A 21868-nucleotide genomic window follows, 5' to 3' on the forward strand; every position below is an offset into this window, starting at 1 on the left:
CTGTTAATAAAAAAACATTGCGAAGTGGCTCTGTAAGCCGGGTTCTGTGCTTTTGTTTGTTACCAAACAAAAGCGATGATCATTCATCTGGACTACTGTTGCCAGCAGCCTCAAGCAACCTACCCGAAGCCACGCGCGAGCCACGCTTAACGACTTCCTATTTGGTCTTGCTGCGGATGGGGTTTACCTAAGCCTTGGCTTGTCACCAAGCCAAGCGGTGCGCTCTTACCGCACCCTTTCACCCTTACCATGTGTTGCCACATGGCGGTCTAGTCTCTGTGGCACTTTCCTAGGGTTGCCCCCACTGGATGTTATCCAGCATCCTGCTCTTTGCAGCCCGGACTTTCCTCCCTATGCTATTGAAGCATAGCGCGACCATCCGAGCCACTTCGCGAGGCAAGTCTAGTGTGTTTTTGTGACAATTACGAATGGTCAGATTTATGGGTATCCGTTTTCTTTTTTTTCACAGGTTTAAAGAATACCCAAGCAACAATAGCGGCAAGGATAAAAAACAGCGAAAGTTCAATAAAGGCAAACCACGACATTTATTCTTTTATACCATCCATATTCATATTTTGCATGTCCATATCATCCATGTTTATACCTTCCATGTTCATTTTTGGCATGGTATGTGTGTTGGGATGCATCTCATGGTTCATGGGCATAGAATGCCCAGAGTGATTCATGCCTTGCATATTATCCATATCATGCATGCTATGCATGAAGGCACTGCCGCGAATCATGGTGAATGCACCCATTAAAATCAGTAGTATTGCAGCAATTTTTAAAACCCAGCCACGCGCTTTGGGTGATGCTGATTTGAGCACCACAGGTACAAACATCATCGCTGGCACAGTGCCCAATCCAAAAGCCATCATCATGGCAGCCGATAACCCTATACTGCCAGAGGTTAGGCTAAGTGCTAAACCTGCATAGACCAAACCACAAGGTAATAAACCATTGAATAAACCAACCATGAACCAACTCATGGGCATGCGACTATTTGTCGCAGTATAAATCCATTTACTTAGCCCAACCACGCGACTCAATTGTGACATTATTTTTACCAATGGGTCAGGCACCGAGCCTGCAAGGGTAAGCCCGAAAAGTATCATCAAACTACCTGCAAATAGCGTGAGACCACGTTGCACATCTGCAAACCAAGTCACTTGGGTAATCACCATGCCCATCATGCCAGCCAATAAACCTAAAAATGTGTAAGTGAGTATTCGACCCAGTTGGTAACTTATAAGCCCAGTCCACCATGTCCTTTTTTGAGACATAGCAAGAGTTGTGACAAGCCCTCCACACATCCCTACACAATGTAAGCTGCCTAAAAAACCCACCAAAAATGCTGCGCCTAAAAGTGTTGTCATGATTTGTTGTTCCTATTTCTGTTGATTATTCACCAGTGGCTGTAGGAGCTCTTGGTCAAACACATCGGGTGACACAAATTGCAAAATATGTGCACCACCAGCTGGCTGAATTAAGTCTAACCCCAGTTGTGGATAAAGAAAATGTGCGTTGCCCTGCCTATCGCTGAGAATTTTATCAGGTTTGCCAAAATGTTCTTGAAAAGCCTCAAATTTAATTTGTCGCCCTGCAAGTATTGTGATGCTGCTAATAGTGAGGTGTTGCAAGCTAGGGTATAATTTTTGTCTTATGCCAACCCGAATCACATCATTGGGCATCCATTCGGGTTGATATGCTTCTTTTTTAATGTGTTGCAGTAGTTTTTTGTCGGCAAGCAGTGTTATAATAACATTATCACCTTCATCAAAAACATCTGCAAAAAATGCTTCAAGGTGCATGGGTGGCTCAGGTTGGTTTTTACCTTGGCGGCGGGTGAAAAGGGCAACCTTGGGCGGTGTTTTCAGGGTATTTATAGCATCATTAAGTTGACTTTTATTTAAGCTTAAGCCCAACACAGTTAAAGTATTAGAACCTGGTTGGATATTCCACCAGGTTGGACGAGGGTTGGGTTCACTGTTTGGAAAAAGAACGTATAATACGGCTGCAATAGCTAGACCTGCAATGATGCGATAAACCCACTTGGTTGACATAAATAATCCTTTTGTTTTGGAATGGAATGATTATTGCCGATGTTGATGCATTGACAAGGAAAAGAGGTATTTTGAGTATAATTTCTAATGCAGCAAGAGAAATCTTGGCAGGTGACTTATTATCCTGTATAATACGCTCAAAATAAAAATGGATACCATAGTGATTCTCATCACTTGAGGGTGTTTTAAATAGAGCGGAGGAGTGAGGAATGAATAGTAATGTTGGAACAGTAGATCGTACTTTACGTGTTGTTTTTGGTCTTGGTTTTGCCTTGGGTGGTTGGTTCACTGAAGATGGCGGTGCTATGAGCATGATATTTATTATTGTGGGATTGGTATTGGTTGTTACAGGTTTGACGAGTCGTTGCCCAATTTATAAAGTGGCAGGTATTGAAACAAATGAAAAACCAGATCCACGTGGTCATTAATTCTTAATTGAATAAAGTGTTTTGTAAAAAGGCGACCTTGGGTCGCCTTTTTTATGCCTGTTTTAAGGAAGTTATGGGTTATTAAACGTTAGTTTATCGTTGTCATCCTGATTGATGGTTGCAACCAAACCAATTTTGGGAAACGTATATACTGTGATATTTGGGCTGGTGTTGGTTACCGATTCAGGTTTACCAAATTGTGCCATAATTATTTCTTCTGTAAGTTGTACACTTGGAATAAGTGACATTTCAGTAATTATCATGCGTCGCACAGCCAAAATATCTTGACTGGATAAGTTCATGCGAATCACCCCGTTGGGGTATATTCGTGGGCTAGCGCTACGTTTACGTATAGCTTCTAATGCCGTATCCGTAATTTTTAATGTGAGTAATACTTTACTGTGGTCGGCAATGGATGGGAAATAGGCTTCAAGCTTACCCGTATATTGCGCTTCTTGCCCTTCTTTTGTTTCTTTAGGGTATAAAAATAAAGCCGCATCAGTACGGCTCCTAAATGCCAGTTCAGCATCACGAACAGTGCTTTCACCCAGTACAATTCCCATAACATGCAGATGTTGTTTTTCATCAAAGAAAGTTCGTTGTTTTGTGGACTCTCCAGACTGCTTATAAACGGAACTGGTAATGTAAAATGTAGCTGAGCCAACAATAAGAATCAGTGCAAGAGATATTTTCCACATCATTTAATTCGCGCCACCATCTGATTTGTTTTCTAATTCTTTCTTTTTAAGGTCTGCGTGAGGCACTTTTTTTGCAGATTCAGGAATCATATCTTCATCATCCATAAGTATGCGGAATGCCTCACCTGCCATATCATCATATTGGTCAGATTTGACTGACCAACGAAAGACTAGCAAGGCAATGATACTAAAGAGTAGCGCAGCTGGAATCAGCATTAAAATAATATCCATATCAGTTATCCTTTGACGCGTTTATGAATGAGCAAAGCATTGCCTATAACCAATAAAGAAGAAACAGGCATTGCAATAGCTGCAAACAATGGATGAATCATACCACCCATTGCAAGTGGAATAACCAAGATATTGTAGCCCAAGGATAAAGCAAGGTTTTGTTTGATGGTTTTCATGGTTTGTGTGGATAGGCTAAATGCAGTAGGCAATTTGTTTAAGCCTCCCAACAATACAACATCGGCGGCATGTGCTGAAACATCTGTAGCTTGCCCCATGGCAATGCCAACATCAGCTTGTGTTAGTGCTGGTGCATCATTCACACCATCACCAACCATACCCACGTGAAAACCTTGGGTTTGCAACGCTTTAATTTTGTCAGCTTTTTCACCTGGTAATACTTCGGCAATCACTTGAATGGGTTCAAGCGTATCTAACTGTGCAGCAATGGCTTGCGCTGATGCTTTTCGGTCACCGGTGAGTAAACTTACAATCACACCTTGCGATTGAAGGGCACGAATGACAGAAGATGATTCGTCTCGCAGCTCATCGCCAAGAGCCACCCAAGCTAAGAGCTCTTTATCATTAAAGATAACAACTAAGGTATGCCCTTGTTGTTCTTCGTGTTGCAGTTGTTTGCTTATTTCATCGGTTAAAACTATACCTTCAGATAAAAGCCAACCCAATGAGCCAACATGTAATAGCGATCCATTAAAACTTCCTTCAACACCACGCCCTGCAATATTGTTAAATTTTGATAAGTTTTTATCAGTAGGGAAGGGTTCTAGTGCTGAGACAATAGCTTGGGCCAAGGGATGTTCGGATGCTTGCTCTAAAGCATGAACTTGCGACCATAGTTGGCTTTCATCTTTGACCAAGACTTGCTGGTGTACCACTGTCAATTGTCCGTGGGTAAGGGTGCCTGTTTTATCGAAGACGATATGATTAAGATGTAATAATTGTTCCAGTGCGCTGCCGCGTTTGATGAGTACACCCAGTTTTCCACCAAGGCCTGCACCGATGGAAATTGCCATAGGTGTTGCTAGCCCCAATGCACAAGGGCAGGTAATGATAAGCACGGTGACAGCAGTCATGGTTGCGGTTGCAAAGTCAGCCTGATTAAACCAATACAAAAATGTCACAGCCGATAAAGCCAAAATAATAGTCACAAACCAAGGCACAATTTTATCTGCAACACCCTGAATCTTAACTTTTGAGTCTTGGGCTTGTTCTACAAGTTCTACAATTTGGGATAACACTGATTCATGTCCAAGGTGGGTGGCTTTGATTTTGAGTTGTCCTGAGATGTTTTGTGTGCCGCCAACGACTTGACTACCTTGTTTTTTGATAAGAGGGCGAGATTCACCAGATATAATGGATTCATCCACTTCGGAGTACCCGTCCAAGACTTCCCCATCAACGGGTACGCGGTCTCCAGGTTTTATGCGTAAAATATCACCTTGTTTAACAGAGCGAAGCGGAATCAGTTCCTCATCACCATTATCATGAATCAACCTTGCAGCACGGGGTAATAATGCCAATAAATGACGCGTGGTTGAGCCTGCTGTTTCACGAGCGGAAGACTCTAAGAAACGCCCAACAAGTATCAAAAACACAAACATGGAAACCGAATCAAAATAAACATGGTGCTCAACAGTGTCAGGGTTGAAGATGGTAACATAAGAAGACCATAAAAAGCTGGTGCTGATGCCAATTGAAATGGGTAAATCCATATTGGGTTTAACTGCTTTGATAGACTTCCACGCACCAATAAAAAAAGTACGCCCAGAATAGGCTATACCCGCAAAGGTAAGTACCATGGAATACCATTCAAACACGGCGCGCCATTCATCGGCAATGCCAAAAAACGAACCGCCATACAAACAAACTGCGGCAGTCATAACATTGGCAAATACAAAACCTGCAAATGCCATGCGAAACAGAAGGTCTTGTCGACGAGCTTTATTGGCTTTTTGTTCAAGGTCTTCTTGATAAGGGATAGCTTGGTAGCCAAGTTTACCCATTACTAGAATAGCTTCGGACAATAACATCTCATCAGGTTTCCAGCGTAGACGAAGACGACGGCGCGTAAGGCTAACATCAGCAAAAGTGACGGCATCCATGTGTTGCAAGGCTTGTTCGATTAACCAAACACAAGCTGGACAATGGATGCCTTCAATCAATAAGTCAGCTTGGTATGTGCCATCAGGAAACTGGCGAACAAAGTCAGCTTGAAGCTCTAAGCTATCAAAAAGTTTGGCATCTTCAGGCGCTTGTTCAGGGGTGTTCCAGTCACGTGATTCTGGTGCGAATTTATAAAATGAATCCAGTCCAGAGTCATGGATAATAGCACATACTTGAGCGCAACCGGTGCAACAAAAATCATGTGATTCATCTTGGATATCAGCATGAATAATATTTTGTTTTGTCAGCATTAAACCACAATGAAAACAAGTGCCTTCAAGTGCTTCTGTTGGATTTTGTGTGTTCACAGATGTTAAAGTTTAAAGTGTGATGAAATTAACGATTTTTTCAAGCGTTGTAGGTTCTTCATTGCTTTTACCTTTAATGACTACACGTTTGTTTAACATGTGTTTGTCTTCATCTTTGGCAAAAAGGAGGTTCATATCCCAAATGCCAGGTGTTAGCAGTGTTAGCTCTGCCTGATAGACTCCTTCCTTGTCTGTTTCCTTAAGATTAAGCAGTACATCAGCTTTAGCATCGCTGGGGCGATATGCCCTTAGTTCAGCATGACCATGGCTGATAGGTTGTGCATACTGATCCGTAACAACCAAAGTAATGATGCTGGGTTGATTGGCTTGGATGGCATCATCAATTTGTAGGTCAACATTCCACCCGCGCTCTGCTTGTGTTCGATATTGACGGTCAAATTTATTTTGCTGCAAGCCGTATTTGTAGTATTTTTCAGTGACAAGACCTGGGCTGGTATCAAGTGCTGCTGTTACAAATCCAAAGTTAACAGTAAATACAATGGCAAAAAGTGCTAGCACTGACCATACATAAGGGCTACGAAAAGCTTTATTTTTTTTATTGGGTTTATTCATGGTTTAATTTCCTGGTCCAAAGAACATTGATTCATAGGTTTTAGTAAGCTCAGGATGATCCACAGCTTCTAGTTTAAGTGTGATGGGCTGGCGACCACCACTTAAATTCTTTTGTGGTACTTTTACAAGCAGGTCAATTTTTTTCGCTTGCCCACTTGTAAGTTTAAGCACTTTATTGTCGAAGTTGGTAGTGATGCCATCAATACCTGTAACTTTCAGGGTAAAGTTAGCTGCCAACTCGGTTTTATTGAGAATAATAGCATGATACATATTCTGAATCGTACGGTCAGACATGACTGTATATGTTGGGCTGCGCTCATGATTTACATTCATGTCCAAGTCTGCCTTGAAGAATATAGTGTACATAATACCAGTAAATGTAATTGCTGTAGCCAACATATAAATCATAGGTCGTGGGCGTAAAAAACGTTTGCCTGCTGAAAGGTTGTTTTCTAATTCATGATAGGACATGAAGCGAATCAAACCTTTCTCGCGTCCAACTTTGGTCATAATATCATCACATGCATCAATACATAAACCGCAGTTAATACACCCAATCTGACTGCCATCGCGAATATCGACACCTGTTGGGCATACTGATACGCACATATTACAATCTACACAATCACCTTTATCGCTATTATCTTGTCCTTTTTTAACGCGACCACGTGGTTCGCCACGATGATAATCATAAGTGGTTGTAATCGTATCTTTGTCTGTCATCACCGCTTGAATACGGGCATAAGGGCAAACCCAGTTGCAAATTTGTTCGCGAACAAAACCAGTGTTGATATAAAATAAAAAGAATACAAACCAAAAGGATACCCACTCGTACACATTGTAGTCTAAGTTGAACAACTTAGACCAAGCATTGTCTATACCAGAGAAGTAGCCCAGAAAAGTTACGGAAGTCAGTGTGCAAATGGTAACCCACATCAAATGTTTAAAGACTTTTTTACGAATTTTCTCTGCGTTCCAAGGCATGGCATCCAGCTTGATGCGTTGGCGAGCAGAGCCTTCGGCCCAACGCTCCGTAAGGGTCATTAAGTCTGTCCACATGGTTTGTGGGCACATGGTTCCACAAAAAATGCGCCCAGCAATCGCAGTCATGGAGAATAAGAGAATAAATGCAAATAACATCAGCAAAGCAAGAATAAGTAAGTCTTGTGGCCAAATGGTGACATCAAACAAATAAAATTTACGGGCTGGGATATCAAAATAAATGGCTTGTCTACCATTCCACGTAAAGTAAGGTAGAATGAAAAAAGGTATTAAAAGTGTTGCCATGGTTAACCATTTAATATTTCTGAACCGCCCAGAAATACGGCGGGCGTGTACAGTGGAATCACCCGAATTGATATTCCAAACAGCATAATCCTCATGCTCAATCAAATAATCTGATTTCTTTGTTTGTGTCTCAGGCATAATAGCAAATCCTTCCTTTGTTCTTCATTATGATGAATTTTACCGTATAATACTATTATTGGTTGTAATTCATCTAAATTACAGTTGCGCAAAATCGTATAGAATCTATTTCCATAAGTCCAAATATAAAACCATAACCAATGTAGGGAAAATAATGCTTGTTAAAATATTTTAATGGTTTTAAAGTTCCGCCAAGTGAAAAATTCTCGAATGGAGAAACAGGAGGGATAATATGCCGTTTATCTTAGGATTTGTTTATTATTTTACGTTTGTTGCGATTGTAGCTATTACATCAATGATAACAGGCGCAGTTTAATATCTAATAAGAGTTAGATGAATTTAATATTAAAAGGAGTTGAGGTATGAATGAAATAGAAAAACCTGGTCATGTCTTGTTCAATGCTGATGCATGGATTTTCAATGACCCAGTAGTATTCTGGTCAGTTTTTACTGTGCTGTTTGCGGTTAGCATGGTGATTTATGCTATTCGCGTAGCATTAAAAAAAGCTGAGCAAGAAAGGTTGGAAAAAGAAAAGAAGGGAGGAACTAACTCGTGAGTTCTGTAGCTGAAAAAGACGAATATAATTACGATATCGTTAAGTTTTGCGTTATCGTAGGTATTATGATGGGTGTGGTTGGTACGGCCATTGGAACATGGGTTGCATCTGAGTTGGCTTGGCCATTTTTAAACTTTGATGTTGCTGAAATAAGCTTTGGTCGCCTGCGCCCAGTGCATACCAACACCGTGATTTTTGGTTTTGGTGGGTTCTTATTGTATGGTGCAGGTTTTTATATGGTGCAGCATGCAACACATGCACGTGTAGCATTTGAAAAAGTTGCATGGGCAGCTGTATATTTATGGTTGTTTGCCATGGTTTGTATTTGGATTACTTTGCCATTGGGCTGGACACAATCCAAAGAGTATCATGAGCCAGAGTGGTGGATTGACATTATCATGGCAGCTTCTTGGGTTTGCATGACGATTTCTTTCTTAGGCACAATTGCAAGACGTAAGATGTCTCATATCTACGTTGGTCTTTGGTTCTTCATGACCATGTTGTTTATGGTAACTTATATCTTCGTGTTTAACGGTCTTTGTATTCCAGTTGATATGACTTTTTCATATTCTGCTTATGCTGGTATTCATGATGCGATGACACAATGGTGGTGGGGACATAACGCGGTTGGTTTCTTCCTAACAGCGGGTTTTATTGGTGTGATGTATTACTTCGTACCAAAACATGCGAACCGTCCTATTTACTCTTACCGTTTATCAGTGTTGCACTTTTGGTCTTTGACTTTCTTGTATGTATGGGTTGGCGCACATCACCTTCACTACACTGCAATTCCTGATTGGACACTTTCTCTAGGTGCTGGTATGTCTATCGCGCTTATCTTCCCATCTTGGGGTGGTATGATTAACGGTATGATGACCATGTCTGGTGCTTGGGATAAAATTCGTACTGACCCTGTGATGCGCTTCATGGTTGTAGCCCTTGCATTCTACGGTATGTCTACATTTGAAGGCCCATTGATGGGTACGAAATCTGTGAATGCACTTTCTCACTACACTGACTGGACAGTTGGTCATGTACATTCAGGTGCTTTGGGCTGGAACGCAATGATTGCGATTGGCGCGATGTATCACATGATTACACGTATGTGGAATACTGAAATGTGGTCTGCAAAACTTGTAAACACACATTTCTGGGTTCATTTGACAGGTGCAATTTTCTACATCACAGCAATGTGGGGTTCTGGTGTATTGCAAGGTTTGATGTGGCGTGCATTTGATGAGTACGGTAACTTGGTTTATACCTTTGCTGACTCTGTTGCTGCTATGCATCCTTTCTATGCATTACGTGCACTTGGTGGATTCCTCGTATTCTGTGGCTTCTGCATCATGTTGTTTAATACACTAAAAACTATTAGCGCAGTGAAAGCGGGCACAAACGTCATGCTTACAGCTGAAGCTAGAGCATAAGGAGAATACGATGTCTGAATACAAAAAAGAAGGTGGAATGATTCGCGGTATTCCTCATGATACCATCGAATCAAACTTACCTATTTTAGCAGTCTTCGTAGCTATCTTGGTAGCGGTGGGTGGTATTGTGGAGATTATTCCTGCATACCATTTGGAAGATTCTGAGCCGAATGTTGAAGGTGTGCGCCCATTGACGCCACTTGAGCTTGAAGGTTTTGCTATTTTCCGTCGTGAAGGTTGTTTCTTATGTCACTCGCAAATGATTCGTCCTTTTCGTGATGAAAAAGAACGTTATGGTCACTTCTCGTTAGCGATTGAGTCGGGTTTCGACCATAACTACGCTTGGGGTTCAAAACGTACTGGTCCTGACTTGGCACGTGTTGGTCATAAATATACCGATGCATGGCATATTCAACATTTGCGTCATCCACGTTCAGTTGTTCCTGAATCTGTAATGCCAAATTACTATTTCTTAGAAGAACGTAAGTTGGATACAAGCTTGACCAAGAAACGTATGGAAGTGTTGGCCATGATGAATGTGCCGTATAGCGCTGACGATATTGCGAATTGGGAAGCGGATTTGAAAGCACAAGCTGGCGTTGATGACGGTGAAGGTGAAGATGCTCTTCGTGCTAGATATGAACGTAAAACTTGGAAGCATGATGGTAAAGTGATTCAGTGGACTGATTCATTTGAACCTACTGAGTTGAATGTACGTGCATTTGATGGCGATGCTTCTGATGTTACTGAAATGGATGCATTGATTGCATACCTACAGCAGCTTGGTACACATGTTCACTTTGAAGAAGGCGTTGACTATTACCATGATAAATTTGGTCAACCTTACCGTGAGTAATACGTGAGCTTTGGTACGTTAACCATTCTTATATGCCTTTTTACGGCGATTGCCTATGTGGCTTTCTTCCGTAAAAAGGACGAAGAGTATACAAATCAAAAAAACATTATTTTCGATGAAGATAATGATAATATTTCCGAGGAGGGAAAATCATGAGTGATCATAACGCTCCAAATGATGGCAGCACAGGCCATGAGTGGGACGGCATTAGAGAATTAACCAATAAACCACCAACGTGGTGGGCTTGGGGCTTCTATATAGGCCTTACCTTCGTAACATGTTACTACATCATTTATCCATCAACACCGCTAAACCTTAAGATGCAAAATGCTATTAATAGTATCACGGGAACAGAAATGTTTGTTCACGGACACTCGAAAGGTATTATGGGTGTATTGGGCATCAATAAATACTACGAAGGTGAAAACTGGACTCAGTCTGAAATTGATGCATTAAAAGCTAAAGGTTATAATGAGCTAACCATTAAAGCTGGCGATCGCAAGTATTTGAATGGCTGGACAGCTATCAATGAAATGCGTGATGATGTAGCTGAAATTGAAGCTGTTCGTGAAGGTTACATGAAGAAATTGGCAACCATGTCTGCAGATGAAATTATTGCAGATGATGAAATGCGTCAATTTGCATTGGGTCGTTCAGTGGTGTTGTTCGGTGATAACTGTGCAGCATGTCATGGCTCTGGTGGTCAAGGTAACTTGAACAAAGCACATCCTGGTGAATCATTTCCAAACTTAACTGATGATGATTGGTTGTATGGTGGTTGGACTGCAAAAATCATTGAAACCATTACAGATGGTCGTCAAGCTGAAATGCCTCCTAAAGGTGGGAATGACGAGCTAACTGCATCGGATGTTGATAAACTTGCTACATTTATTCATGATGGTTTGTCAACGGGTGATGCTGAGCTTAATGATGATGGTGAGTTGGTGAAAGGTGCTAACAATCCAACATTTGCAGCTGCAAATGAGCTTTTCCAAGAAACCTGTGCTGGTTGTCATAGTGCAAACGCTAAAGGTTCTATGCTAAATGGAGACTTTGATACAGGTGCTGTAAACTTGACTGATGGTATTTGGCGTTTTGGTGGCAATTTAGCAACCATTAAAGAAACCATTACCAACGGACGTAAAGGTACTATGCCTGCATGGGGCGGTCGTCTTGATGAAACATCAATCAAGATTTTAGCTGTTCGTGTACACCAAATGGGTGGTGGCATGGCTGCTGAGCCTGAATAAGTTTTTTAGGCTATTATAAATAGAAAAGGCGGCCATATTGGTCGCCTTTTTTTTGATATAGTTGTGAGGGTTTGCTGATGAATTTAACTACATTAAAAGCAACGTTGATCGGGTTATTGATGATTTGGTTGTTGTTGTTTGCCATTGATTCCATCTTTGGCATTACTTGGCCAAACTATATGATACATAGGGTATTTGTTTGGACACCAACGGCACTGATTGGTGTGTATTGGTTAACTTTTGGTGGTGCTAAGAAGAAAAAATAAAAGTTTGGGTCTGTCCTTGATATCTAGAAATAGTTATGGTGGGGGCAGTATGAGTAAGAGCCGATTAATTTATTCAAAACAGCTACGGCTAATGGAACATTTTGTAGCTGGAAGCACATCTAGCTGTGCTTGTGAGTAGGTAAGCGTAAATCGTAAGCAGGTGCATATTATTATCATCGTTTACGGGTAATATTAGCACTGAAGTTGAGCAAGAAGCAGCTAAATTTTAAGTGGTGAGATCGGAGTTGATGAGAGCTACTTTGGCTGTCACAGGGAAGGGAAACGAGGTAGGGCTGCTGCGGGTAAAGTACTGCTTTGGTTTACTTAAAAGGGACGGCAAAGTTTATACCAAAATTATATCTTATGTAAAACTATCAACCTTAATGCCTGTTATTCAAAATAAATTAAAGCCTAATCGTATCGTATATACTGACTGTTGGCGGGGTTCATGTCTGAGTTTAAGCACTGTCGAATTAACCATTCAAAGCTCTTTGCACATCGCATAATGAGATCAATAGCATTGAAAACCTTTGGAAGAAAACCTCATATGCGTAAAATTTAATGGTGTTCCCAAAAAACATTTGCACTACTTTTTGAAGGAATGTGAGTGGCGTTTTAACAACCCAAGTCCAAAAGAGTAATTAGCGTTGTTAAAACAGTGGGTTAGAAAGTATAATGTCTAGTTATCTGGGACAGCCCCTTAATGTTGTAAAGATAGTGTCTAGTTGATGGGGGCAGCCCAAAAGTTTTTATAGACGGTAGTTATTTTTCAACGAGAAAGTTTTGCCATCCTGGACCACAGCTTGTACCACGGCACTCAAACCAACGTACACGCCCTTGAACACGACCATCGCCAGCATCAATATTTTCATCATTTTGTTTGCAATAGTCCAAGGTCATTTCTTCAAGTAATTTAAAGTCTTCCCGCTGCAAAGGGTCTTTTTTATAGTCGCTGGCTTGTGCTGAAATCGTACAAAAGGCATCAATGTGTGAATCAGCTGTCATACTCATGTAAACTGCAATAATTGCGAAGGCAATCATGGGTACAGGAATCAAAAAATAACTAATTTTATAAAAACGCTCTGTACTTTTATCTTCATCAAGCTCTTGCATGTCAACTCCTTTGAATATTTGGCAGTGTAAGTAAAAAGTGAAGAAGCTCAACAATGGGTAGGTTTTTTTATACATCACGCTAGGTTTACGCGATGGCAACAAAGAAAAAACCAGAACATACACCCATGATGCAGCAGTACCTCAAAATCAAAGCAGAGCATGCTGATTGTTTGCTTTTTTATCGCATGGGTGACTTTTATGAGATGTTTTTTGATGACGCGATTGAAGCGGCTAAAATTCTTAATATTACATTAACTAAACGTGGTAAAGCCAATGGCGATGATATTCCTATGGCAGGTGTACCTTGGCATCAAGCTGAGGGCTATTTAGCCAAATTGGTTGCTGCAGGTTGTAGGGTTGCCATTTGCGACCAAATGGAAGCTGCGGATGCAAGCAAAGGGCCAGTGCGACGGGAAGTAGTACGTATTGTTACACCTGGCACCATCACTGAATCTTCGTTGCTAGAGCAAGAAACTTCAGCACCTCTTGCTGCTTTATATTTGAAGCATGATATGTGGGCAGTGGCTTCTTTGGATGTTGCTTCTGGGCAATGGAAATTGGAGCAAGGCAGTTTGAATGATGGGCAATTATTGCAGGAGTATTTAAGTGTACTCAACCCTGCGGAACTTTTGGTTCAGCGGGACATTGATATTTCACAAATTCCAAGTGGCATGAAGACATGGGAAGTGGGTGACTGGAGTTATTCACTTGAAGTATGCAAAGAGAAACTTGCACAATTCTTTGGTTTGGGTGATTGGTCATCGCTCAATTTAGAAGCCCATGAGGTGATTGCCAAAGCGGTTGCTGCGGTGTTGGTGTATGTAGAACAAACACAGAAGAGCAGTATGGCACATTTGAGTTTGCCCGTGTATCAAGAGCAGCAGCAGGGGATGCGTATTGATATGCGCTCGCGGCGTAATTTAGAAGTGCATTGCACTATGACAGGTCAGCGTAAGGGCAGTTTGATTTCAGCACTGGATAAAACGCAAACGCCTATGGGTGCACGTTTGATTCGTGATTGGATTGATAACCCACTTACTGAGCTAGAGCAGATTAAACAACGTCAGCAAGCTGTACAAAGTTTGGTTGATGATGTGGAAACACGTGAATCTATAGCAGAAGGTTTAAAACATATTCGTGATATGGAGCGCATGCTGGCGCGTATTGTATTACACCGTGCAGCACCAAGGGATTATCGGGGTTTAACTGATAGTATTTTAGCTTTACCCGCATTGATTTCAGCTTTGCAAGATAGAAGTGGGCTGTTTAAACCCATGCGCGAAGCCATGTTGGGTCTTGAAGAGTTGGGTGCATTGTTATCGTCTGCCTTGGTTGATTTGCCACCTGCATTGTTTCGTGATGGCGGGGTGATTCGGCAAGGTTTTGATGCGGAACTAGACAGGTTGCGCACCTTGGCAGGGGATGCCGATGATTGGCTTAAAACCTACGAAGCCAAAGAGCGAGAGCGCACTGGGCTTGCCAATTTGCGGGTGAAATATAATAAAGTATTTGGTTATTTTATTGAAATATCCAAAGCCCAAGCCACTTCCGCACCACCTGAATATGTACGCAAGCAAACCTTGGTCAATGCAGAGCGGTTTATCACCGATGAGTTACATACATTTGAATCCGAAATATTGGGTGCCAAAGATGCTGCCATGCAAAAAGAAGAAACTTTGGTGGCAGAATTGCAACAGCACATCACTGCCAAAACCAGTGTCATTCAAGCTGCGGCTTTGGCAGTGGCAAGTTTAGATGTATTCACTTGTTTTTCAGGTTTGGCGGTTACGCATCAGTATGTTTGTCCTGAAGTCCATGGTGGGTCTAGCCTCAAAATTGAAGGTGGTCGTCACCCAGTGGTGGAACAGTTTCTTAATGATTCTCCTTTTGTCGCCAATGATACGCATATGGATATGCGTAAGCGCCAGTTTATGTTGCTAACAGGACCAAACATGGGTGGTAAATCGACATACATGCGCCAAGTGGCATGGATTGTTTGGTTAGCACATGTGGGTTGTTTTGTGCCTGCTGAAGCGGCACGAATCCCGATCACCAAACGTCTGTTTACCCGTGTTGGAGCAGGGGATGAATTATCTTCTGGGCGTTCAACTTTTATGGTCGAAATGATGGAAACGGCTGCCATTTTGAATCACCTTGAACCTAAGTCTTTGGTGATTGTGGATGAGATTGGGCGCGGCACCAGCACTTGGGATGGTCTTGCCATTGCATGGGCTGTGGCTGAGCGCTTGATTGCTGCTAAAGATGTACTCACCTTGTTCGCCACGCATTACCATGAATTAACCGATTTGCCTGAAACACATGCTACAGCCTTTAATGCATCAGTAACGGTGCGTGAATGGAAGGGTGAAGTGATTTTTATGCATCAGGTGGTTGAAGATGCTGCGGATAGGTCATACGGCATTGCCGTCGCACAATTGGCAGGGTTGCCGCGTGATGTGGTGAAGTCTGCACGCGAACATTTGTATAGGCTTGAGCATGATTCACAATTGCAGGCTGAATCAGGAAAAACGCAGTTGGGTTTGTTTGCTGAAGCAGAAAAACGTAAACAAGAAGAAAGTTTAAAACGTTTGGAAGTGGTGGAAAGCATGATTGAAGCAGCCGATATTAACAATATGCGTCCCCTTGATGCCCTGACTTTTTTGGACGAATTAAAAAAGAAACTATCTTAAGTCGGGTAGGGGAATTGCATCAGAATAGAGCATTCGTTTTGGTTCACCGCAGTACCCGCAAGGGGAAGGCTTCTTGCGGGTACTGCGGTGAATATGCCTACCAAGGCAATATTTCATGCGATTGCTATAAGTCAGTTCGTTTGTATAGATTAAACTCGTCAATTCATATCCTATTGATATAATATAATATTTTCAGCTGCACATTAAGTGCAAAGCTTATGATGGATTTGATGCAAAAAAGCTTGCACATGACTTAGAACTTAGGCTGTTGTTTTCATTGGAAGCTAGCCGCAAGGTAAAGGTGTAATCTTCATTTCAAAAAAAATACAAGGTTTTTGTATAAGGGATGTTTGTTCATTTTTGGGCAGCCAAAAACGAACCAAAAAACTGCCCTTTATAATCTGCTTGTTTCCTTCGCTTACTTGCGACAAAAGGGGCGCGTGTTACTGCGTTTGCCACAAGACGCTCAGGCGCAGCTTAGCAAAGGAGATAAGTGTTTATTTACTTCGTGTGCTTCGTGGTCGTTTTAATACTTTTTGAGGAAGCTCTATATAAGCGGGTTTGAAATAAGCCCACTTAAAATATCATTAGTCACAATCACAGACTTCCCAGCGCAGAAATTCACGGGTTTCCAGTCTTTGTGGATTTTGCAATAGTTCTTGGCTATCACCTGTTTCAATGATTTTTCCACCACACATAAAAATAAGTTGACCTTGTAAACGTTTGGCTTGTTCCAAGTCGTGGGTGACACACAAGATAGGCATGTTTTTTGCCAAGGTGCGAAGCGATATTTCAATCAACTGTTTAGAGCGCGGGTCTAATGATGCTGTGGGTTCATCCAATAGCAGTATGGAGGGTTGCAGAGCCAAAGCACGAGCAAGGCATAAGCGCTGTTGTTGCCCAATGGATAGGGTGACGGCGGGTTGGTGTAATCGGTCTTTCACTTCATCCCAAAGGGCAGCTTGGGCGAGGCAATCATGGGTACGTTCGGATGTATCTTGCTTGCGCTGTTTGCGAGTCAAGCCAAAGGTAACATTGTCAGCAATGCTTACTGGGAACACAGCCGGTTTTTGAGCAATCAAACCCACAAATTGACGCAGATTATCTTCACCACCTTGCCAGTGTTTGATACTGGTTTGGTTGATTTGAATATCGCCTTGCCAAGTGCTGTGCAGCATGTTTAAACAGCGAAGCAATGAGCTTTTACCTGCACCTGAAGGTCCAATCAACGTGGTGATGCCAGTGTTAGCGAGTGAAAAACTGATGTTTTTAAGGATAGGCTTATTTTCAAGTTGAAGGCATAATTGCTTAACAACAAGGGAGTCTTCTTGGGTATGTATTTTGGGTATATTGATAACATCTTTATGGGTTTGCATCATGCTCTGTCATACCTCCGCAGATACCAAGCTGTTAATGAAAAACATAAGACCAACAACAATAGTGTGGCAGCCGATGCCCATGCGGTGTGAATCGCTTGGACATTGCTGCCTTCTTGGGCAAGGTAAAAAATATGGGTTTGTAAGCTGGTGACGGGTGAAAAGATGGAATCAGGCCATGTGATGCCTGAAAATACGGTGGCAGTGAACAATATGGGAGCTGTTTCAGATAAGGCGCGAGCCATGCTTAATAATAAACCTGTGAGTATATTTGACCATGATGCAGGTAGCCAAACGCGCACAATCACCTTAAACTTAGAAAGCCCCAATGATAAAGCAGCATCGGTTTGTTCATGAGGGATACGGGCAAAAGCATGGATAAGACTGTTGCTGAGCAAAGGTAAAATGATGATAGCTAGAATCACGCCACCTGTAGCCAGAGAAATGCCCCATTGCAGGGTGTGTACCAATACAATCAACCCACATAAACCATATACAATGGGCGGAATGCCTTGCAACATTTGTAATACCGCCATCAACAGTTGTTTTTGACGCTGACTTGCCCAAAAAGCATGAAACAGTGCAATGCTAAAAGCGATGGGTAAGGCGATAAAACATGCCAAAGCCATCAATAATAAGGAGCCTGTGATTTGTGGAAGTATGGATTGTCCTATGCTATTTACACCAACAACGCTTATATCCGAACCAAAGATAAGCGAGAGGTTGAGCGCAGGCATGGCTTGGTAAAAGATATAAAGCACACATGCCGCGGGCAATAACATGGCTGGTATCGCAAGCAAGATGAGGATGATTTTCATGTGCTAGGTCTCATTTTTTGTGCGCTAAAGCTGAAGATTAGGGCAAGGATGGCGAGTATCAGCCCACATGCCATCAATGCTGAAAAGTGAATCGAGCCAAAGGCTGCTTCGCCCATTTCTCTGCCTATGCGAGAGGTCAATGTTTGTGCGGGCTCTAAGATATTATAAAAAGGTTGGGGCATTCTATCGAGTGAACCCACGACCAACATCACAGCCATGGTTTCACCCAAACCGCGCCCAATAGCCAATAATATGCCACTGCGAATGCCAGCCCATGCTTGGGGTAATAAGATGCGCAATAGGATTTGGTTCCAATTTAAACCCAATAGCTTCGCTGCTTCACGTTGTTCCGCTGCCACACCTTGTAAGGCATCTTGTGCCATCAGCATGATGGTGGGCAATATCATGAGTGACAAAATCAAACCTGCGGCAAGCAAGCTATGTCCTGTGAGCAGGTCTAAGTGGGATTGTAATAAAGGAAGCAATAACCAAAGCCCAATCAGCCCATACACCACAGAAGGAATGCCTGCCAAGACTTCCATGCTTAAACGAATCCATGCCTGCCATGTTGAAGATACGATTTCACTGCTGACAATAGCAGCAGCAAGCCCGCAGGGGATTGCAATAAGCAAAGCAATCAATAGTGCCCAAGCTGTGCCTGTAATGGCGGGCAAAAAACCATATAAATTTTCGTAGGGGTACCATTCATCTAACCATAAGGTTTGGATGCCAAATTGCTGGAAGAACAACCAAGCACTATCCCATAAAAACCACAGCAACACAGCAATGCTAAAGACTGCGGCCAAGCAGCCAAGCCAAACAAAACTGGCAAGTATCGATGGGCGTGATATTAACATTTAGTGAACAGGTAAATAACCCACTTCTTGGACAATGGTTTGCCCTTGTTTGGCGAGCAAGAATTGTACGAAATCTTGGGCGTTTTTTGAGGCATTTTTGGGTAGCAATACATGCAAACCACGCGCCAGCGGATAGCTATGATCACGCACATGTTCAATAGTTGGTGAAATCAATTTTCCATCAACAATAATAGCAATGCCACGCACTTTATCATTCAGCCAAGCATTGGATAACATGCCAATGGCAGCATGGCTGCGTGAGATAATGGCTTGTTCTTCATTGTTGGAGCCTGAAATGATGGATGCACCTTTTGCGCGGGCGTGTTTGTCGCCCAAAATAGCTTCGGCAAAGACATGGCGTGTACCGCGTGATGCTTCTTTATCAATCACTACAATACGTGCATTCAAACCTCCTACATCCTTCCAGTTACGAATATTGCCACGATAAATATCCGCGATTTGCCCTACACTTAAGGCGTGGACACCGCTTTCATATACTGCTTTCGAAACTGCAACAGCGACGGCATCGGCTGCGATAACAATATTATCGACCTTGCCCTCTAGTTTGGCTTGTTCTTCCGCTGTGGTATTACGTGAAGCCATGCCGATTTGCGCTATGCCTTGGATAACAGAAGCAATACCTACGCCTGAGCCACCGCCTGATACCGTAATTTTAATATCAGGGTGTTGTTGATGGTATAATGTTGCAGCCTGTGAAACCACGGGTAATACGGTGGTTGAACCTACTACATGTATGCGTTTATCAAGCTGTTCATCCACTTGTTCACCCGCCCATCCATCAGCCAATAAGGGGGTGGTGAAACATAAGCAGGTTAAAAGTAGTAATGGTTTAAACATGAATTTTCTCCCTCGAAGTATCATTGCTGAGTTTAAGTCGATGGCAAGCGAAAAGACTTACATTTTTTTTCATGATTTGTCATGCAGATAACACAGTGGGCATATATCATGGTTTTTGTGTACAAACACGGAGGCTGATATGTTGGATATTGACCAAGTTGTGACGAAGAACTTTCCTAAAGTGGCAGCCAAACCGTGGTTGTTTTCTAAACCTGTCAAATCTGCATTGCGCATGCTTTTCCATGAACGCGAACTGCAAAAATTCCAAGCGCAATATCCACATCTACAAGGTTTAGATTTTGTTGAACAAATTCTTGAGCACTTTGATTTTTCCTACACCATCAATGCCAAAGAATTGGAGAGAATCCCCAGCACAGGGCGAGTGGTGATTGTTGCCAATCATCCTTTGGGCACTTTGGATGCTGCTGTATTACTCAAGCTTGTGGGGCAGGTTCGCACGGATGTGAAAGCGGTTGCCAATCAAGTGTTGTCCAGTATTCAACCCATTCATGGTTTGCTGTTGCCTGTGGATAATATGGGAGGCAATACCAAACCATCACAACTCAAAGCGGTATATCAACATTTACAACATGAAGGGGCGGTAATTATTTTTCCAGCAGGAGAAGTCTCACGTTTGAGCCCGTCGGGCATTAAAGATGGCAAGTGGAACCGAAGTTTTTTACAAATTGCCAGTGCGAGTAGAGCACCCATTCTTCCCATTTATGTGAACGGGCGAAACTCTGCTTTTTTCTACGCTTTATCGTGGTTGGCAAGACCACTTTCCACATTGTGGTTGGTGCGCGAAATGTATAAACAGGCTAAACGCTCTGTTGCTGTTTCGATTGGTAAGCTAATTCCCGTGGAAGCTTTGGAACATGTAAAGTTGCCCATGGATGCCAAAGCCAAGCTGATGAAAAAACACCTGTATCGCTTGGGTAGCCACAAACCCGCACTTTTTGAAAGCATATCACCCATTGCCCACCCTGAAAAACGTCAAGCCCTACGCCAAGAGTTGCAAGCCTGTGAACTACTGGGGAAAACCCAAGATGGTAAACAAATCTATCTGGCAGAATATCATGCCGATAGCAGTTTGATGCGTGAAATTGGGCGGTTGCGAGAGATTGCATTTCGGGCAGTGGGCGAAGGCACAGGTTCACGCCGCGATGTGGATAAATATGATAGCCATTGCTTTCAATTGGTTTTGTGGGATGAACAAGACTTGGAAATCGTGGGGGCGTACCGTTTATGTAAAATCCAAGAGGTTTTACAAACTAACCCAAATGATACACCACTATATAGCCAAACCCTTTTTCATTTTTCACCCGCCATGCAGCCTATGATGGAACAAGGCTTAGAGCTTGGGCGGAGCTTTGTGCAACCGCGTTATTGGGGCAGGCGTAGTTTGGATTATTTGTGGTATGGTATTGGTGCATTTTTGCGCCAACACCCTGAATACCGTTATCTATTAGGCCCAGTATCTTTGAGCGACCATTATCAAGCTGCGGCGAAAGATTTGTTGGTCTATTTCTATACGCTTTATTTTGGCGATAAGGATTGCAAAGTGACAGCCAAGCTTCCTTATCGTATTGCACCGCATACGCAGGAGGAATTGGCAAAGCAGTTTTCAGGTCAGGATTACAAGAAAGATTTCATGCACCTCAAATCAAGCTTAAAACACATGGGTTGTACCGTGCCAACACTGTATAAACAATATACTGAGATTTGTCAGCCTGAAGGTGTTCATTTTTTAGGTTTTAATATTGACCCAGATTTTGCCAATTGTATTGATGGCTTAGTTGTTGTGGATTTAACACGACTGCATGAAAAAACGCGTAAACGTTATATAACGTGGGAAGTGAAGTAACCACACATTGACTTTTTGGGTATAAAACA

Annotated in this window: 21 protein-coding genes, 1 other RNA gene and 1 pseudogene; 9 read left to right on the forward strand and 14 right to left on the reverse strand. The window is 42.4% G+C overall.

Features of this window, described 5'->3' with window-relative positions; translation table 11 throughout:
• Nucleotides 1–17: 17 nt before the first annotated feature.
• The 4 genes from rnpB to DM09_RS06875 form a co-directional block, all read right to left on the reverse strand.
• Nucleotides 18–391, reverse strand: an RNA gene (rnpB, locus tag DM09_RS11135) — RNase P RNA component class A.
• Nucleotides 392–422: 31 nt separating this feature from the next.
• Entirely contained in the window at nt 423–545 is a 123-nt protein-coding gene (locus tag DM09_RS11790; protein ID WP_269764229.1) for a hypothetical protein, read from the reverse strand.
• Nucleotides 546–1376 (reverse strand): sulfite exporter TauE/SafE family protein, encoded by an 831-nt coding sequence (locus DM09_RS06870; RefSeq protein WP_051938265.1) that lies wholly within the window; start codon nt 1374–1376, stop codon nt 546–548. It lies immediately after the preceding gene.
• Nucleotides 1377–1388: 12 nt separating this feature from the next.
• A complete protein-coding gene (locus DM09_RS06875) occupies nt 1389–2063 on the reverse strand; it encodes a hypothetical protein (protein WP_038249019.1) in 675 nt (224 codons plus the stop codon).
• Between the two features lie 209 nt (nt 2064–2272).
• Between DM09_RS06875 and DM09_RS06880 the strand changes: the two genes are divergently transcribed.
• Entirely contained in the window at nt 2273–2491 is a 219-nt protein-coding gene (locus tag DM09_RS06880) for a YgaP family membrane protein (protein ID WP_038249022.1), read from the forward strand.
• A gap of 71 nt (nt 2492–2562) precedes the next feature.
• Here DM09_RS06880 and DM09_RS06885 read toward each other — a convergent pair whose 3' ends face one another.
• Genes DM09_RS06885 through ccoG form a run of 5 tightly spaced genes read right to left on the reverse strand, consistent with a single transcriptional unit; the run spans nt 2563 to nt 7907 of the window.
• Complete coding sequence (locus DM09_RS06885; protein ID WP_051938266.1) at nt 2563–3192, reverse strand: hypothetical protein; 630 nt, start codon at nt 3190–3192, stop codon at nt 2563–2565.
• Entirely contained in the window at nt 3193–3420 is a 228-nt protein-coding gene (gene ccoS, locus DM09_RS11375) for a cbb3-type cytochrome oxidase assembly protein CcoS (protein ID WP_038249025.1), read from the reverse strand.
• Nucleotides 3421–3425: 5 nt separating this feature from the next.
• Nucleotides 3426–5909: a heavy metal translocating P-type ATPase gene (locus DM09_RS06895; protein WP_038249028.1), complete on the reverse strand. Its 2484-nt coding sequence runs from the start codon at nt 5907–5909 to the stop codon at nt 3426–3428.
• 12 nt (nt 5910–5921) lie between these two features.
• The gene (locus tag DM09_RS06900; protein WP_038249031.1) at nt 5922–6482 is read right to left on the reverse strand and encodes a FixH family protein; all 561 of its coding nucleotides are present in this window, start codon (nt 6480–6482) and stop codon (nt 5922–5924) included.
• Nucleotides 6483–6485: 3 nt separating this feature from the next.
• Entirely contained in the window at nt 6486–7907 is a 1422-nt protein-coding gene (gene ccoG, locus DM09_RS06905; RefSeq protein WP_038249034.1) for a cytochrome c oxidase accessory protein CcoG, read from the reverse strand.
• 362 nt (nt 7908–8269) lie between these two features.
• Between ccoG and DM09_RS06910 the strand changes: the two genes are divergently transcribed.
• The 6 genes and pseudogenes from DM09_RS06910 to DM09_RS11380 all read left to right on the forward strand — a co-directional run bounded on the left by DM09_RS06910 (nt 8270) and on the right by DM09_RS11380 (nt 12904).
• Nucleotides 8270–8464: a hypothetical protein gene (locus DM09_RS06910; protein ID WP_038249036.1), complete on the forward strand. Its 195-nt coding sequence runs from the start codon at nt 8270–8272 to the stop codon at nt 8462–8464.
• A complete protein-coding gene (ccoN, locus tag DM09_RS06915) occupies nt 8461–9891 on the forward strand; it encodes a cytochrome-c oxidase, cbb3-type subunit I (protein ID WP_038249038.1) in 1431 nt (476 codons plus the stop codon). The genes DM09_RS06910 and ccoN overlap by 4 nt, the downstream gene beginning before the upstream one ends.
• Before the next feature lie 10 nt (nt 9892–9901).
• Nucleotides 9902–10747, forward strand: coding sequence for a cytochrome-c oxidase, cbb3-type subunit II (gene ccoO, locus DM09_RS06920; protein ID WP_081881132.1), 846 nt, complete (start codon nt 9902–9904; stop codon nt 10745–10747).
• A 152-nt stretch (nt 10748–10899) separates the two neighbouring features.
• Nucleotides 10900–11997, forward strand: a complete 1098-nt coding sequence (locus DM09_RS06925) for a c-type cytochrome (RefSeq protein WP_051938267.1) — start codon at nt 10900–10902, stop codon at nt 11995–11997.
• 77 nt (nt 11998–12074) lie between these two features.
• A complete protein-coding gene (locus tag DM09_RS06930) occupies nt 12075–12263 on the forward strand; it encodes a hypothetical protein (RefSeq protein ID WP_038249041.1) in 189 nt (62 codons plus the stop codon).
• A gap of 49 nt (nt 12264–12312) precedes the next feature.
• Nucleotides 12313–12904, forward strand: a pseudogene (locus tag DM09_RS11380) (IS1595 family transposase).
• 121 nt (nt 12905–13025) lie between these two features.
• Here the strand turns inward: DM09_RS11380 and DM09_RS06935 are convergent.
• Entirely contained in the window at nt 13026–13376 is a 351-nt protein-coding gene (locus tag DM09_RS06935; protein WP_038249043.1) for a hypothetical protein, read from the reverse strand.
• A gap of 92 nt (nt 13377–13468) precedes the next feature.
• Here DM09_RS06935 and mutS point away from each other — a divergent pair, with 92 nt between their 5' ends.
• Nucleotides 13469–16066: a DNA mismatch repair protein MutS gene (mutS, locus tag DM09_RS06940; RefSeq protein WP_232507779.1), complete on the forward strand. Its 2598-nt coding sequence runs from the start codon at nt 13469–13471 to the stop codon at nt 16064–16066.
• A gap of 587 nt (nt 16067–16653) precedes the next feature.
• On the opposite strand, the gene DM09_RS06945 is transcribed toward mutS, so the two are convergent.
• From DM09_RS06945 to DM09_RS06960, 4 genes are read right to left on the reverse strand one after another with little or no spacing between them, the layout of a single operon-like run.
• Nucleotides 16654–17445 carry a phosphate ABC transporter ATP-binding protein gene (locus tag DM09_RS06945; RefSeq protein ID WP_081881133.1) on the reverse strand — a complete coding sequence of 264 codons (792 nt, stop codon included), beginning with the start codon at nt 17443–17445 and terminating at the stop codon, nt 16654–16656.
• On the reverse strand, nt 17442–18260 hold the full coding sequence (locus DM09_RS06950; RefSeq protein ID WP_038249046.1) for a PstA family ABC transporter permease: 819 nt from the start codon (nt 18258–18260) through the stop codon (nt 17442–17444). Before DM09_RS06950 ends, DM09_RS06945 begins: the two co-directional genes overlap by 4 nt.
• The gene (gene pstC, locus DM09_RS06955) at nt 18257–19117 is read right to left on the reverse strand and encodes a phosphate ABC transporter permease subunit PstC (RefSeq protein WP_051938268.1); all 861 of its coding nucleotides are present in this window, start codon (nt 19115–19117) and stop codon (nt 18257–18259) included. The genes DM09_RS06950 and pstC overlap by 4 nt, the downstream gene beginning before the upstream one ends.
• Entirely contained in the window at nt 19118–19975 is an 858-nt protein-coding gene (locus tag DM09_RS06960) for a substrate-binding domain-containing protein (protein WP_081881134.1), read from the reverse strand.
• 139 nt (nt 19976–20114) lie between these two features.
• On the opposite strand from DM09_RS06960, the gene DM09_RS06965 reads away from it, so the two are divergent.
• On the forward strand, nt 20115–21839 hold the full coding sequence (locus tag DM09_RS06965) for a GNAT family N-acyltransferase (protein ID WP_038249048.1): 1725 nt from the start codon (nt 20115–20117) through the stop codon (nt 21837–21839).
• Nucleotides 21840–21868 lie beyond the last annotated feature (29 nt).

The sequence above is a fragment of the Ghiorsea bivora genome (assembly GCF_000744415.1).
Taxonomy (GTDB): Bacteria; Pseudomonadota; Zetaproteobacteria; order Mariprofundales; family Mariprofundaceae; genus Ghiorsea; species Ghiorsea bivora.

Excerpts from the sequence above, each read along its gene's own strand:
- DM09_RS11790 (WP_269764229.1), bottom strand. The coding sequence starts at position 545 with ATGTCGTGGTTTGCCTTTATTGAACTTTCGCTGTTTTTTATCCTTGCC.
- DM09_RS06870 (WP_051938265.1), bottom strand. The coding sequence starts at position 1,376 with ATGACAACACTTTTAGGCGCAGCATTTTTGGTGGGTTTTTTAGGCAGC.
- DM09_RS06875 (WP_038249019.1), bottom strand. The coding sequence starts at position 2,063 with ATGTCAACCAAGTGGGTTTATCGCATCATTGCAGGTCTAGCTATTGCA.
- DM09_RS06880 (WP_038249022.1), top strand. The coding sequence starts at position 2,273 with ATGAATAGTAATGTTGGAACAGTAGATCGTACTTTACGTGTTGTTTTT.
- DM09_RS06885 (WP_051938266.1), bottom strand. The coding sequence starts at position 3,192 with ATGATGTGGAAAATATCTCTTGCACTGATTCTTATTGTTGGCTCAGCT.
- ccoS (WP_038249025.1), bottom strand. The coding sequence starts at position 3,420 with ATGGATATTATTTTAATGCTGATTCCAGCTGCGCTACTCTTTAGTATC.
- DM09_RS06900 (WP_038249031.1), bottom strand. The coding sequence starts at position 6,482 with ATGAATAAACCCAATAAAAAAAATAAAGCTTTTCGTAGCCCTTATGTA.
- ccoG (WP_038249034.1), bottom strand. The coding sequence starts at position 7,907 with ATGCCTGAGACACAAACAAAGAAATCAGATTATTTGATTGAGCATGAG.
- DM09_RS06910 (WP_038249036.1), top strand. The coding sequence starts at position 8,270 with ATGAATGAAATAGAAAAACCTGGTCATGTCTTGTTCAATGCTGATGCA.
- ccoO (WP_081881132.1), top strand. The coding sequence starts at position 9,902 with ATGTCTGAATACAAAAAAGAAGGTGGAATGATTCGCGGTATTCCTCAT.
- DM09_RS06925 (WP_051938267.1), top strand. The coding sequence starts at position 10,900 with ATGAGTGATCATAACGCTCCAAATGATGGCAGCACAGGCCATGAGTGG.
- DM09_RS06930 (WP_038249041.1), top strand. The coding sequence starts at position 12,075 with ATGAATTTAACTACATTAAAAGCAACGTTGATCGGGTTATTGATGATT.
- DM09_RS06935 (WP_038249043.1), bottom strand. The coding sequence starts at position 13,376 with ATGCAAGAGCTTGATGAAGATAAAAGTACAGAGCGTTTTTATAAAATT.
- mutS (WP_232507779.1), top strand. The coding sequence starts at position 13,469 with ATGGCAACAAAGAAAAAACCAGAACATACACCCATGATGCAGCAGTAC.
- DM09_RS06945 (WP_081881133.1), bottom strand. The coding sequence starts at position 17,445 with ATGATGCAAACCCATAAAGATGTTATCAATATACCCAAAATACATACC.
- DM09_RS06950 (WP_038249046.1), bottom strand. The coding sequence starts at position 18,260 with ATGAAAATCATCCTCATCTTGCTTGCGATACCAGCCATGTTATTGCCC.
- pstC (WP_051938268.1), bottom strand. The coding sequence starts at position 19,117 with ATGTTAATATCACGCCCATCGATACTTGCCAGTTTTGTTTGGCTTGGC.
- DM09_RS06960 (WP_081881134.1), bottom strand. The coding sequence starts at position 19,975 with ATGTTTAAACCATTACTACTTTTAACCTGCTTATGTTTCACCACCCCC.
- DM09_RS06965 (WP_038249048.1), top strand. The coding sequence starts at position 20,115 with ATGTTGGATATTGACCAAGTTGTGACGAAGAACTTTCCTAAAGTGGCA.